We start from the raw sequence: 13,233 nt of genomic DNA on the forward strand, positions 1-13,233 counted from the left end.
CCTGGGCGAGATGTTCCGCCCCGGGCGGGCTCACCCGGGAAAATCTCCGATCTTCACCAGGTCGGGCCCGGGTTCACTCGTTCGACGAGGTACCGTCAACACCATGTCCACTCCACCGTCCACCCCACCCACCGCCGCGCCCGGACGCCCGTTCGGCCGCGTGCTCACCGCGATGGCCACGCCCTTCGACCGCGACGGCGCGCTGGACCTGAAGCGGGCCCAGGAGCTCGCCGAGCACCTCGTGGAGCTGGGCAACGACGGACTGGTCGTGAACGGCACCACCGGCGAGAGCCCGACCACGAGCGACGAGGAGAAGACGGCGCTGGTCCGCGCCGTCGTCGAGGCCGTCGGCGACCGGGCCACCGTGGTGGCGGGCGCCGGCACCAACAACACCGCGCACAGCGTCGAGCAGGCCCGCGCCGCCGCCGAGGCGGGCGCCCACGGCCTGCTCGTGGTCACGCCGTACTACTCGCGACCCAGCCAGGCCGGCCTGTTCGCGCACTTCACCACGGTCGCGGACGCCACCGAGCTGCCCGTGCTGCTCTACGACATCCCGCCGCGCTCGATCGTGCCCATCGAGGTCGACACGCTGCTGCGGCTGGCCGAGCACCCGCGCATCGTCGCGGTGAAGGACGCCAAGGGCGACCTCATCGCCGGCTCCGAGGTGATCGCCAGCACGCACCTGGCCTACTACTCGGGCGACGACGGCCTGAACCTGCCGTGGATCGCCGTCGGCGGCGTCGGCGTGGTCAGCGTGATCGGCCACGTGGTGGCCGGCCGGATCCGCGCGATGATCGACGCGTACGAGAACGGCGACAACTCGACCGCCCGCACGAACCACCGCGCCATGCTGCCGGTGATGCGCGCGATGTCGCGCGTCGGCGGGGTCGCGTTCGCCAAGGCGTCGCTGCGGCTGCGCGGCTTCGACATCGGCGACCCGCGGCTGCCCATCGTGCCCGCCACGGAGGAGCAAAGTGCCCTGATCGCCGCCGATCTGGCCCAGGGCGGCGTGCCGCTGGGCGACAGCGCGGCCCGGGACTGGCATGGTGCACGGGTGGCACAAGCGGATTCCCAGGCGGCCTACGTCGCCCCCACCTCACACACCAGCGTTGGGACCTTGCCCCGGTGAGCTCACTTCCCCCCGGACCCGGACCCACGAACCTCCCGCCCGCCCTTCCCGAAGGCGCCCTGCGCGTCGTCGCGCTGGGCGGCATCGGCGAGGTCGGACGCAACATGACCGTCTTCGAGTACGACGGCAGGCTGCTGATCGTCGACTGCGGCGTCCTCTTTCCCGAGGACGACCAGCCCGGCGTCGACCTGATCCTGCCCGACTTCCGCGCGATCGAGGAGCGGCTCGACGACGTCGAGGGCCTCGTGCTCACCCACGGGCACGAAGACCACATCGGCGCCGTCCCGTTCCTGCTGCGGCTGCGGCCCGACCTGCCGATCTACGGTTCGCGGTTCACCAACGCGCTGCTCGCGGCCAAGGCCAAGGAGCACCGCCAGCGGCCGAACCTCATCGAGGTGCGCGAAGGCGAGCGGCGCAAGGTCGGCACGTTCGACCTCGAGTTCTTCGCCGTCAACCACTCGATCCCGGACGCGCTGGCGGTCGCCATCCGCACGCCCGCCGGGGTCGTGCTGCACACCGGTGACATCAAGCTCGACCAGCTGCCGCTCGACGGGCGCCTCACCGACCTCGCGGGCTTCTCGCGCCTGGGCGACGAGGGCGTGGACCTGTTCTGCGTCGACTCGACCAACGCCGAGGTGCCCGGGTTCGTCATGCCCGAGCGCGACATCGGCCCGGTGCTCGACGACGTGATCCGCCGGGTCGACCAGCGCGTGATCGTCGCGTGCTTCGCGAGCCACGTGCACCGCGTCCAGCAGGTGCTGGACGCCGCGGTGCGCCACGGTCGCCGCGTGGCGTTCGTGGGCCGGTCGATGGTCCGCAACATGGGCATCGCGGCCGAGCTGAAGCTGCTGGAGGTGCCGGACGGCCTGCTCGTGGACCTCGACCAGGCGAGCACGCTGCCGGAGAGCAAGGTCCTGTTCGTCTCGACCGGTTCGCAGGGCGAGCCGCTCTCGGCGCTCTCGCGCATGGCGCGCGGTGAGCACCGGCAGATCTCGATCCGCGCGGGCGACACCGTCGTGCTCGCCAGCTCGATGATCCCGGGCAACGAGACCGCCGTGTTCGGCGTGGTCAACGGCCTGACCCGGCTCGGCGCCAACGTCGTGCACCAGGGCAACGCGAAGGTCCACGTGTCCGGCCACGCGTCGGCCGGCGAGCTGCTCTACCTGTACAACGCCGTCCGCCCGAGCAACGTGATGCCGGTGCACGGCGAGTGGAAGCACCTGCGCGCCAACGGCGAGCTGGCCATCCGCACGGGCGTGTCGCCGGACAACGTGGTGATCGCCGAGGACGGCGTGGTCGTGGACCTCGTCGACGGCAAGGCCTCGCGGACCGGCCGCGTCGAGGTGGGGCACGTGTACGTGGACGGCCTGTCGGTGGGCGATGTCGGCGAGTCGACGCTGTCCGACCGGCTGGTGCTGGGCGAGGGCGGGTTCATCTCGATCAGCGTCGCCGTCGACTCCAGCACGGGCCGCGCGGTCAGCAGCCCGACGGTGTCGGGCCGCGGCTTCTCCGACGACCCGAAGGCCCTCGACGCCGTGGTGCCGCTCGTGGAGATGGAGCTGGCGCGCACGGAGGCCGAGGGCATCACCGACACCCACCGCATCGCGCAGGCGGTGCGCCGGGTCGTCGGGCGCTGGGTCGCCGACACCTACCGGCGCCGGCCGATGATCGTGCCGACGGTCATCCCGGTCTGAGTTCTTCGCGTCGACGACCGCCGCCGCTCTCCCTTCGCCGGGGGAGCGGCGGCGGTTTTTTCAGCGCGGCCGACCGGTTTTTTCAGCGGGTGATGGCGGCGATCAGCAGCGCGAAGGCGACGACGGCGCCCTGACGGGCGAGTGCGTTGCGGGCCCGGCGCTGCTCGGACTTGTTCGGTGTGGTCACGGCTGCCCCCGTTTCTCGTGGTCGGTCCCATGGTCGCTCGTGCGGCGGCCCGGCACATCCCGCGCGAGGCGGGTCCTGGCTCCCCCTCAAGTACGAGTCCGGCTTTACGCCGTTCGTCCTACGGCGGCGGGCCGCGGCGGCGTTAACCTGCCTTGAGCAGGAGGGACGCGCCGATGGGGCGTCATTCGAGCGTGCGAGGACACAGCCGGCTGGTGGCGCCGCTGGCTGTCTCCGTGCTGCTCGTGCTCGGCGGCTCGGTGTGGGCCGCGGCCGCGCTGGAGAGCCGGTGCGCGCAGGGCCACGTGCTGGTGTCGGCTTCGCCCGACGTCGCCCCGGTGCTCTCCCAGGTGGCGCAAGGACTTTCGACGTCGTGCCGGTCGTACGACATCCGCCCGCGCGACACCGCCCAGGCCGTGGCCGAGTTCGGCGCGCCCGGCGGGGAGCGGGCGCGGGTCTGGGTGCCGGACTCGACGATCGCGTTGCAGCGGGCGCGCCAGCTCGGCGCGACGGATGTGCCGGAGTCGGGACCGTCGGTGGCGAGCTCCCCGGTGGTGCTGGCCGTGGCGGAAGGCGCCGCGCGCGGCCTCGGCTGGCCGGAGCGCACGCTGACCTGGACCGACGTCGTCGACGCGCCGGACGCCGTGCTGACCACGCCGGACCCGGCCCGCGATCCGGTGGGCACCTCGGCGTTGGTCGGGCTGCGCGACGCGGTGGGCTCGGCGCCGGACCCGGCGGGGGCGTTCACGGCGGTGCTGCGGCGGTTCACCGTCGGCGGCGGGGGAGCGACGGCGTATCCCGCTTCGGAGAGTTCCGTGGTGCAACACAACGCAGCTTCGGGCGCTTCGCCGCTGGTGGCGGTGTATTCGGCCGGTGCGCCCGCGCTGGACTACCCGTTCGCGCGGCTGACCGGCGCCGGCGCCGAGCAGAGCGCCGCCATCGACGCGTTGCAGCAGGCGGTGCTGGGCAGCGCGGGGACGGAGGCACTCGCCCGTGCCGGCCTCCGCGTGCCCGGGCAGGCGCTGGCCGGGCACGCGGGCGACCCGCACCTGGTGGCCGCCGGGCAGCGCAGCGCGCCCGTGCCGTCGGGCGCCGATCTCAAGGTGCTGCTCAGCCAGTGGGCGGGCGTGAACCTCGACGCGCGGGCGGAGGTGCTGCTCGACGTCTCGGGTTCGATGGAGGCGCGCGTGCGGGGCACGAACCTGAACCGCATGCAGGTGACCGTTGCCGCCGCCGAGCAGGCGCTGCACCTGTTCCGGCCCTCCACGCAGCTGCGGATCTGGGAGTTCGCCACGGGGCTCGACGGCACGAAGGACTACCGCGAGGTGCTGCCGCTCGCACCCGTCGCCCAGCACCTCACGCCCGGCGACCTCGCGCGGCTCACCGCGGTGCGCGCCATTCCGAACGCGGGCACCGGCCTGTACGACACCTTGCTCGACCTCTACGGGGCCGCCCGCCGCGACTGGCAGCCCGGTGTGCTCAACGTCGTGATCGTGATGACCGACGGCCACAACGAGGACATGGCCGGCATCTCCCGCGAGGCGTTCCTGGCCGGCCTCACCCGCCTCGCCGACCCGGCGCACCCCCTGCCGGTGATCGCGATCGGCATCGGCGCGGACGCCGACGAGACCGAGCTGTCCGCCATCACCGCGATCACCGGCGGCGGCGCGTATGTGACGCGCGACCCGACGAAGATCGGCGAAGTCTTCTACGGGGCGCTGGCCCAGCTCGTGGCGCGCTAGGCCGGCTCGCTCGGCCGGCGGAGGCCGTCGACCACAACCGTGACGACCGTGTTCGCCCGGGGATCCCACTCCGCCTCGGGGATCCGCGACAGCGCGCCCAAGAGCAGGATGACGTCGGCGGCGTCGACCCCCGCACGCACCTGACCGGCGGTTTTTCCGCGTTCGAGCAGCGTGCCGAGCGCTTCGTCGAGCCGGTGGTGCTGGCCGGAGTACAGGTCGTGCCAAGCCGAGGCCTCGATCGCCGCCATGACGCCTCGTTTGACCCGCGCGTACTCGACCAGCCGGTGCAGCCAGTGGGTCAGGGCCGTCAGCGGCGGGTGCTCGGCCAGTAACGACGGCACGGCGTCGACGAGCTGGGTCAGCTCGTGGCGATACACCTCAGCCAGCAGGTGCTCGCGGGTCGGGAAGTGCCGGTAGAGCGTGCCCTGGCCGACGCCCGCGGCCTTCGCGACCCCGTGGAGCCTGAGGTCGTCGATCGCCCCGTTGGACCTGCTCAGCTCGGCCCGCGCGGCCTCGACGATGCGGTCCCGGTTGGCCACCGCGTCGGACCGCAGCTCACGGCTCGCCACCGGCGTCACCTCGCTTCCGTTCGACCAAGTGGACAAGTGTCCGGTACGGTGGGAGCTGTAAGCGGACACTTGTCAGCTTAGAGTGGAGAGGTCGAGATGAGCACGTTGGCAGGCAAGGTCGTCGCGATCACCGGCGCGAGCAGCGGGATCGGGGCGGCCACGGCGCTGGAGCTGGCGACCCGTGGTGCGGCCGTGGTGCTGGGCGCGCGGCGTACCGAACGGCTGGCCTCGCTCGTGGCGCGGATCCGGGCCGCGGGCGGGCGCGCGGAGATGCTCGACGTCGACGTGACGAAGCGGGCCGATCTCGAGCGTCTGGTGGCGCTGGCCGTGGACCGGTTCGGCCGGCTCGACGTGCTGGTGGCCAACGCCGGCGTCGCGCGGATCGCCCCGGTGGGTGAGCTCGACGTGGACAGCTGGGACGCGATGATCGACGTCAACCTGCGCGGGGTCCTGCACGGCATCGCCGCCGCGCTGCCGGTGTTCCGCGAGCAGGGCAGCGGGCACCTCGTGACCACGGTGTCGACGTCGGGGCTCAAGATCGTGCCGGCGCAGGCGGTGTACGCGGGGACCAAGAACGCCGTGCGCACGCTGCTGGAGGCGCTGCGCCAGGAGTCCACCGACGGCGTGCTGCGCACGACGTCGATCTCGCCGGGGTACGTCCGCACGGAGCTCGTCGACTACGTGGCAGATCCGACGCAGCGCGCGCAGGCCCAGGCGGCCATGGCGGCGCTCGGCATCGCCCCCGAGGCCGTGGCGCGCGCCATCGCGTTCGCGATCGAGCAGCCGGACGACGTCGAGATCGGCGACCTGACCATCCGGCCGGCGCGGCAGGGTTAGGTCACGCCTTTCGAAAACCGTTGCACCACATACGCTCCGCCGAGCAGGATCGCCGCGCCGAGCGCCTGGGGCCACGCCAGCGCCTCGCCGAGCAGGGCCCACGCGAAGGCCGTCGCCGTGACGGGTTCGAGGAGGCCGAGCACGCTGGCGACCGACGCGGGCAGGTGCCGCAGGGCCGTGATGCCGAGCAGGTAGGACAACACGGTCGAGACCAGGACCAGCAACGTCAGCAGCAGCCAGATCGGCGGCGTCCACGGGCCGAACTCCACGGCGTGGTCCAGCAGCGACCACGGGATTGTCCACGGTGGACTGACCACGGACACGATCACGGCGCCGATGACCATGCCCCACGTGACCAAGCCGAGGGGATCGCGGTCGGCGACGGCGCGTTCGCCGATGAGGAAGTAGCCCGCGGAACAGACCGCGGCGCCGAGGCCGGCGAGGACGCCGATCGCGTCGAGCGTGAGGCCCTGCCAGACCTGGCCGACGAGCGCGAGACCGACGACGGCCAGCGCGATACCGGCCCACATGGCGTGCGGCAGGTGCGTGCGGCGGACCACGCGCACCCACAGCGCGATCAGCACGGGGGAGAGGAACTCGAGCAGGATCGCGATGCCCACGGGCACGCGGTCGGCGGCGATGAAGTACGCGAGCTGCGTGCCGGCGACGCCGAGCAGGCCGTACGCGAGCAGCATCGGCCACCTCGCCGCGGCGGACCTTGAGTGTGCGCGGCGCGATGACGGCCGTGCCGGCCAGCAGCAACAGGCCCGCGAAGCCGATGCGGAACGTCGCGACCTGCTCAGGGGTCATCCCGGCGGCCATCGCGGGCTTGCCGAGCGTGCCGGACGTGCTGAAGAACAGCGCGGCCAGCAGCACGAACGCCACCCCGCGGCCGCGGTGCGCGACGCGGGGTGGCGTGACGACGGGCAGTTCGGTGGTCACGGTGGACGACAGTACGACTTCGGCGTCACCACCGAAACCGATTTAGCGGTTATCGTCCGCTTTCAGTCCGGTGGCGACGTGGGTGGTGATCGTCGCGAGGCGCTTGCCCTGCCGGGTCAGCGCGCCGAGTGCCAGGTCGTCCGGCGCGGCGGACTTGCGCGAGACGAACGAGCCGCCGTACGGGTTGCCCGACTCCTTCAGGTGCGGGTCGCCGTAGCCGAGCGGCAGGACGATGGCGCCCCAGTGGTAGAAGATGTTGTTCGTGGCCAGCACGGTCGCCTCCAGGCCGCCGTGCGCGGTCGACGCCGTGGTGAACGACGTCGCGACCTTGTCGGCCAGCTTTCCCTGCGCCCACAGGCCACCCGTGCTGTCCAAAAAGGACTTCAACTGGGCCGCGGGGCCGCCGAAGCGCGTGGGGCTGCCCACGGCGAGGCCGTCGGCCCACTCGAGGTCGGCGAGGGTGGCGTACTCGTGGTGCGGACCGGAGTCCACCCACGCCTGCCAGCGCGGGTTGCTCGCGACGGCCTCGGGCGGCGCGGTCTCGCGCACGGTCCGGACCCGGACTTCGGCACCGGCCTCCCGGGCTCCCTCGGCCAGCGCGGAGGCGAGGGCAGCGGTATTGCCGGTGGCGCTGTAGTAAACGACGAGGATGCGTGTGCTCACACCCCGCGACTCTAGGCGAAAGCGCGGGTTCAGGACTGTGATGTCCGAGGGGTGGGCGGTCCCGGCTTCCACGGGCTCACGGTGTCCGTCGGCCGTGTCGGGTCGTTGAACCGCGGCCGCACGGGCTCGTCGCGGCGCAGCGGCACCATGCCGTCGGTGATCGCCTGCATGATCTTCGCGTGCGCGCGCACGCCGGCGCCCGGGCGCTCCGGTTCGACATCCGACAGGTCCACCGGCGCCCCGAAGTGCACCTTGAACTTCGGCCGGCGCAGCGGCGCGCTCAGGCCAGAACGGGCGAGCGGCACCAGGTCGGCCGGCCCGTTCACGGTCTCAGTGCCCCAGTACACGGCCTCGTGCGCGCCCCACTGGCTGATCGGGATCACCGGCACACCCGCGGCCAGCGCCAGGCGCGCCGCCCCCGTCTTGCCGCGCTCCGGCCACAGGCCCGGGTCGTGGCTGATCCGGCCCTCCGGGTAGACGATGATCGGCTCCCGCGTGGTCTTCAGTTCCTCCACGGCCTCGGCGAACTGCCCGATGGCCGTCGCCGCGTGCTTGCGGTCCACCCGCAGGTGCCCGCTCACGCGCAACGCCGGACCGATCACCGGCGCGTCCAGGATCCCCCCGGCCAGCATGAACCGCGGGTTGATGCCGATCCGCTTGCACGCCGCCATCAGCACTAACGCGTCGAACACGCCGATGTGGTTCGCCGCCATCAGCAACGGCCGCCCCCGCAGCTCCCGCGGCACCGCCCCCGACACGGTGAGCCGGCCCACGAGGTTGACCAGCCCGCGGTCGATGTTGAGCATCGTCCGCCAGATCGCCGGGGCACGACGCGGGGCCGGGAAGTCGTCCTGTTGCAGCGCGAACATGGGCAGAGTTTGTCATGGGGTGGATCTCGGGCCGAGGGGGTGGTTCGGAGCAGTGCGGAGGTGTTGGCAGCGCGCGCGACGGCTATCGCAGCTACGCGTGGGTGGTCAAGATCCGGAACGGCGCGCTGACGTGCTCGCTGTGATGGGGAACTGGGCGGTCCCGACCACGGTTCGTCCGCCGAGCTGGTGTTGTGAGCGGACCGCCGCGACGCTGCGCTACGCCCACGCGCTGGTCGTTGGTGTCGCTTCGCCCAGCCCGGGCGTCCGCATCGCTGCGGTCGTGCGCAATCTCGACTGGCACCGCGACGTTCCCGAGGTCGCCCAGGTGCCTGGAGCGTTACGGCCGCCAGGGTCTTCGGCCAGATCACCGAGAACGCTGACCGGTGTTCACCGAGCGCCGCCAGGCCGGCCCGGATCAAGGGTGGTTCACCGCGTCACCTCGGCTCCGTAACGAACCCGCGCGCCCCCACGCTGTAGCGGCCGTGCGCAAATTCGTCCTGATCCCCACCGCGCTGGTCCTCCTCGCCGCCTGCGGCAGCCCGGACCCCGCCCCGGCGCCGGCGCCGACGCCCTCGCCTTCGCCTCGGTCCGTCGCGATCGGACCGCGCGAGCGGGCCTACCTCGCGGCCCTCGGTTCGATCGATCCCGGCCTCGTCACCAACCAGGCGCGTGCGGTCGTGCACGCGCACGATCTGTGCGCCGACCTCGCGCGGGGCACGGAACACGCGGCCGTGCTGGCGAGCGCGACCTGGTACTTCATCGGCGCGGACGTGTCGGTCGACCAGGCGAAGGCCGAGCGGATCGTCGCGACGGCACAGATGCTCTGCTGAGCGGAGATCCACCAGGTCCGCGGGGCATCCGAGACGAATGTTTCACCTGCGCTGAGAGTGGCGCGTGGGACTATCGGTCCCGGGCCGTTACCGTGGAGGCATGTCTGGGTCGGCGACGAGGAAGCGGAGCACGGCGGCAAGCGGCGGGAAGGCACCGGCGCGTGGTTCGCGCACGCCGGCGAAGCCGCGGTCGTCCGGGGGTTCCGGGGCGCGCTCGTCGGGGTCGGGCGGGTCGCGTTCCTCCGGGGCGCGGCCGAGGAGCACGGCGCGCAAGCCCGCGCCGAGGCGGGGGAAGGCGAAGTCCGGCGCGTTCGGGCGCGGGGTGCGCGGCACGTGGAACCTGGTGGCCAAGGGTGTGGGCTCGCTGGCCCGCACGGTCGGGCGCACGCGCGAGCTGGAGCCGGAACACCGCCGGGACGGGCTGGCGCTGGGGCTGATCGCGCTGGCGATCATCGCGGCCGTGGGCGTGTGGTGGCGGGCCGCGGGGCCGATCGGCGCGGCCGTGGAGGTCGCGACGCGCACGGTGCTGGGCGCGGGCGCGGTCACGTTGCCGCTGGTCCTGGTCGTGGTGGCGGTCGCGTTGATGCGGTCGGAGCCGAACCCCGAGACTCGGCCGCGGATGGTGATCGGCACCTTGCTGGTCGTGCTGTCCGTGCTGGGGATGCTGCACATCTTCACGGCGCTGCCCGAAACCAACGACGGCCGCATGTACGCCGGCGGCATCATCGGGCTGTTCTCCGGTGGGCTGCTCACCAAGGGTGTCACCACGTGGGTCGCCGTGCCATTGCTGATCCTGGCGCTGCTGTTCGGCGTGCTGGTGTTCACCGGCACGCCTGTGCGCGAGATCCCGCACCGCCTGCGCACGTGGGGCCTCGACGAGGACGAGCTGGCTGACCTCGAGGGCGACACCGCGGAACCGGAGGCCGACGAGGTCGTCGAGGCCGACCCGAAGGCCGTGCGGCTGCGCAAGCCGTCGCGCCGGCGCCAGAGCAGCGCCGACGCCGAGGGCGAGCAGCTCGACCTCGATGCGATGCTCGCAGAGCCACCGATGCCGGTGCGCCCGCCCAAGCCGAAGCCCGCCGAAGAGGTGCCGGAGAAGAAGCCGAAGAAGGCGCCGGAGCCGCCGATGGCGATGACGCGGACCGTCGAGGGCGACTACCAGCTGCCGTCACCCGATCTGCTGAAGCTCGGCGACGTACCGAAGTCCCGCAGCAAGGCCAACGACGCCATGATCGAGGCGATCACCGGCGTGCTGGACCAGTTCAGCATCGACGCGCAGGTCACCGGCTTCACCCGTGGCCCCACGGTCACCCGCTACGAGGTCGAGCTCGGCCCGGGCGTGAAGGTCGAGAAGATCACGGCGCTCACGAAGAACATCGCGTACGCCGTGGCCACGGACAACGTCCGGCTGCTCGCGCCCATCCCCGGCAAGTCGGCCGTCGGCATCGAGGTGCCGAACTCGGACCGCGAGATGGTGCGCCTGGGCGACGTGCTGCGCGCGCCGTCCACGGTCAAGGACAACCACCCGATGGTGATCGGCCTCGGCAAGGACATCGAGGGCCACTTCGTCACGGCGAACCTCACGAAGATGCCCCACCTGCTGGTGGCGGGCTCGACCGGTTCCGGTAAGTCGAGCTTCGTCAACTCGATGCTGGTGTCGCTGCTCGCCCGCGCGACGCCGGACGAGTGCCGCATGATCCTCATCGACCCGAAGATGGTCGAGCTCACGCCGTACGAAGGCATCCCGCACCTGATCACGCCCATCATCACCCAGCCGAAGAAGGCCGCCGCCGCGCTGGCTTGGCTGGTGGAGGAGATGGAGCAGCGCTACCAGGACATGCAGGTCAACAAGGTCCGCCACATCGACGACTACAACCGGAAGGTCCGCTCGGGCGAGATCACGGCGCCGCCGGGCAGCGAGCGCGAGTACCGGCCGTACCCGTACATCATGGCGATCGTCGATGAGCTGGCCGACCTCATGATGACCGCGCCCCGCGACGTGGAAGACGCGATCGTGCGCATCACGCAGAAGGCGCGCGCCGCGGGCATCCACCTGGTGCTGGCCACGCAGCGGCCGTCGGTCGACGTCGTCACCGGCCTGATCAAGACCAACGTGCCCTCGCGCCTGGCGTTCGCCACCTCGTCGCTCACCGACTCGCGGGTCATCCTCGACCAGCCGGGCGCCGAGAAGCTCATCGGCATGGGCGACGCCTTGTATCTGCCGATGGGCGCGGGCAAGCCGGTGCGCATCCAGGGCGCGTTCGTGGGCGACGAGGAGATCGCGGCCGTCGTCGCGTTCGCCAAGGACCAGGCCCAGCCCGACTACACCGACGGCGTCACGGCCGCCAAGGCGGGCGAGAAGAAGGAAATCGACTCCGACATCGGCGACGACCTCGACGTGCTGCTCCAGGCGGCCGAGCTCATCGTCACCTCGCAGTTCGGCTCCACGTCCATGCTTCAGCGCAAGCTCCGCGTCGGCTTCGCCAAGGCCGGCCGCCTCATGGACCTGCTCGAAAGCCGCGGCGTGGTAGGCCCGTCGGAGGGCTCGAAGGCCCGCGACGTCCTCATCAAGCCGGAAGAACTGGAGGGCGTCCTGTTCATGATCCGCGGCGGCGACGCTCCGGCCGGAGACTCGGACGACGAGGACTTCTGACGCGCCCGTGCAACCGGGACCGGTGATCCTTCCGTCCTGATCACATGGACGCGCACAAGCTCGCTCTGGCCATCGGGACCGTCGCCGTGCTCGCGGTGGGTGCGGGGAGTTCGGTGGCGCTCGCGCACACGCTCGACGGGGCGGGCGGGGCGCCGCGGGCCGCGGCGGCGGGGACCGTGCCGGCGGAGCCGGGGCGGGACGTGACGCTCAGGGCCGGCCAGGAGGCGCAGCTGAGCACCAAGGACCTGACCGTGCGGTACACGCGTCTGGTCGAGGACTCGCGCTGCTCGGAGCACGTCACGTGCGTGTGGTCGGGCGACGCTGTCGTGGCCATCCAGCTGAGCCAGCCGGGGCGCGGGGAGCAGACCGCGGCGCAGCTGCACACCGGCCGGCGCGGGCCCCACGACCTGACGTACGCGGCGGCTCACGTCGAGCTCGTCGACGTGAGCCGCGCGGGCGAGCGGATCACGCTGCGGGTGAGCTGATCAGCCGAGCGACTTGCCCCAGTGGTCGAGGTAGGCGACCTCCGACAGGGGACGGCGCGGGGTCGGCTTGAAGTCCGTCGTGGTCGTGTAGGCGACGGGCAGCAGGCAGGCCTGCGTGTACCCCTCGGGCACGCCCAGGATCTCGGCCGCCTCGGCCTCGGTCTGCAGGTGGTACGTGGTGAGCGTCGAGCCCAGGCCACGCGAGCGCAGCGCCAGCTGGAAGCTCCACACGGCCGGGAAGATGCCGCCGTAGAGCACCGCGTCGGCCACGTTCGCGCCGGTCGTGCGGCCTTCGACGCACGGCACGACGAACACCGGGACCTGCTCGATCACGTCGATCAGGTGGCGGCCGGAGGCGACCGAGCGGGCCATGGCCGGGTCGGCGGCGGCGACGTCCGCGTGCTGCTCCAGGTACGCCAGGCCGACGCGGCGGAACAGCTCGCCCAGGCGGTTCTTAACGTCCTGGTCGCGCACGACGAGCCAGCGCCACGACCGCTGGTTGCCGGGCGCGGGCGCGTGCAGCGCCAGCTCGAGGCACTCGGCGAGCACCTCGTTCTCCACCGGACGCCGCAGGTCCAGCTTGCGCCGCACCGACGGCGTGGTGGTCAGGACGTGGTCGAACCCCATCAGGGCTCC

At 72.2% G+C, this 13,233-nt stretch carries 12 protein-coding genes and 1 pseudogene; 7 read left to right on the plus strand and 6 right to left on the minus strand.

Annotated features, from left to right (window positions below; translation table 11 throughout):
* Positions 1 to 103: 103 nt before the first annotated feature.
* From dapA to QRX50_RS25285, 3 genes are all read left to right on the plus strand, one after another.
* Positions 104 to 1,129: a 4-hydroxy-tetrahydrodipicolinate synthase gene (dapA, locus tag QRX50_RS25275; protein ID WP_285965665.1), complete on the plus strand. Its 1,026-nt coding sequence runs from the start codon at positions 104 to 106 to the stop codon at positions 1,127 to 1,129.
* Positions 1,126 to 2,823, plus strand: a complete 1,698-nt coding sequence (locus tag QRX50_RS25280; protein ID WP_285965666.1) for a ribonuclease J — start codon at positions 1,126 to 1,128, stop codon at positions 2,821 to 2,823. Before dapA ends, QRX50_RS25280 begins: the two co-directional genes overlap by 4 nt.
* A gap of 360 nt (positions 2,824 to 3,183) precedes the next feature.
* Positions 3,184 to 4,749 (plus strand): substrate-binding domain-containing protein, encoded by a 1,566-nt coding sequence (locus tag QRX50_RS25285; RefSeq protein ID WP_285965667.1) that lies wholly within the window; start codon positions 3,184 to 3,186, stop codon positions 4,747 to 4,749.
* On the opposite strand, the gene QRX50_RS25290 is transcribed toward QRX50_RS25285, so the two are convergent.
* Positions 4,746 to 5,318, minus strand: coding sequence for a TetR/AcrR family transcriptional regulator (locus QRX50_RS25290; protein ID WP_285965668.1), 573 nt, complete (start codon positions 5,316 to 5,318; stop codon positions 4,746 to 4,748). The two genes, QRX50_RS25285 and QRX50_RS25290, sit on opposite strands and share 4 nt — an antisense overlap.
* Positions 5,319 to 5,414: 96 nt before the next feature.
* On the opposite strand from QRX50_RS25290, the gene QRX50_RS25295 reads away from it, so the two are divergent.
* The gene (locus tag QRX50_RS25295; protein ID WP_285965669.1) at positions 5,415 to 6,155 is read left to right on the plus strand and encodes an SDR family oxidoreductase; all 741 of its coding nucleotides are present in this window, start codon (positions 5,415 to 5,417) and stop codon (positions 6,153 to 6,155) included.
* On the opposite strand, the pseudogene QRX50_RS25300 reads toward QRX50_RS25295, so the two are convergent.
* The 3 genes and pseudogenes from QRX50_RS25300 to QRX50_RS25310 all read right to left on the minus strand — a co-directional run bounded on the left by QRX50_RS25300 (position 6,152) and on the right by QRX50_RS25310 (position 8,629).
* A pseudogene (locus QRX50_RS25300) lies at positions 6,152 to 7,097 on the minus strand (EamA family transporter). The gene QRX50_RS25295 and the pseudogene QRX50_RS25300 sit on opposite strands and share 4 nt — an antisense overlap.
* 42 nt (positions 7,098 to 7,139) lie before the next feature.
* Positions 7,140 to 7,760: an NAD(P)H:quinone oxidoreductase gene (gene wrbA / locus QRX50_RS25305; protein ID WP_285965670.1), complete on the minus strand. Its 621-nt coding sequence runs from the start codon at positions 7,758 to 7,760 to the stop codon at positions 7,140 to 7,142.
* Between the two features lie 29 nt (positions 7,761 to 7,789).
* Positions 7,790 to 8,629 (minus strand): lysophospholipid acyltransferase family protein, encoded by an 840-nt coding sequence (locus QRX50_RS25310; RefSeq protein ID WP_285965671.1) that lies wholly within the window; start codon positions 8,627 to 8,629, stop codon positions 7,790 to 7,792.
* Between the two features lie 482 nt (positions 8,630 to 9,111).
* Here QRX50_RS25310 and QRX50_RS25315 point away from each other — a divergent pair, with 482 nt between their 5' ends.
* A complete protein-coding gene (locus tag QRX50_RS25315) occupies positions 9,112 to 9,459 on the plus strand; it encodes a DUF732 domain-containing protein (RefSeq protein WP_285965672.1) in 348 nt (115 codons plus the stop codon).
* 87 nt (positions 9,460 to 9,546) lie between these two features.
* On the opposite strand, the gene QRX50_RS25320 is transcribed toward QRX50_RS25315, so the two are convergent.
* Positions 9,547 to 9,810 (minus strand): hypothetical protein, encoded by a 264-nt coding sequence (locus QRX50_RS25320; RefSeq protein ID WP_285974775.1) that lies wholly within the window; start codon positions 9,808 to 9,810, stop codon positions 9,547 to 9,549.
* Between QRX50_RS25320 and QRX50_RS25325 the strand changes: the two genes are divergently transcribed.
* On the plus strand, positions 9,782 to 12,112 hold the full coding sequence (locus tag QRX50_RS25325) for a DNA translocase FtsK (RefSeq protein WP_285965673.1): 2,331 nt from the start codon (positions 9,782 to 9,784) through the stop codon (positions 12,110 to 12,112). The two genes, QRX50_RS25320 and QRX50_RS25325, sit on opposite strands and share 29 nt — an antisense overlap.
* A 44-nt stretch (positions 12,113 to 12,156) precedes the next feature.
* Positions 12,157 to 12,597, plus strand: a complete 441-nt coding sequence (locus tag QRX50_RS25330; RefSeq protein WP_285965674.1) for a hypothetical protein — start codon at positions 12,157 to 12,159, stop codon at positions 12,595 to 12,597.
* On the opposite strand, the gene QRX50_RS25335 is transcribed toward QRX50_RS25330, so the two are convergent.
* The gene (locus QRX50_RS25335) at positions 12,598 to 13,224 is read right to left on the minus strand and encodes a nitroreductase family protein (protein ID WP_285965675.1); all 627 of its coding nucleotides are present in this window, start codon (positions 13,222 to 13,224) and stop codon (positions 12,598 to 12,600) included. It lies immediately after the preceding gene.
* Positions 13,225 to 13,233 lie beyond the last annotated feature (9 nt).

Source organism: Amycolatopsis sp. 2-15 (genome assembly GCF_030285625.1).
GTDB lineage: Bacteria > Actinomycetota > Actinomycetes > Mycobacteriales > Pseudonocardiaceae > Amycolatopsis > Amycolatopsis carbonis.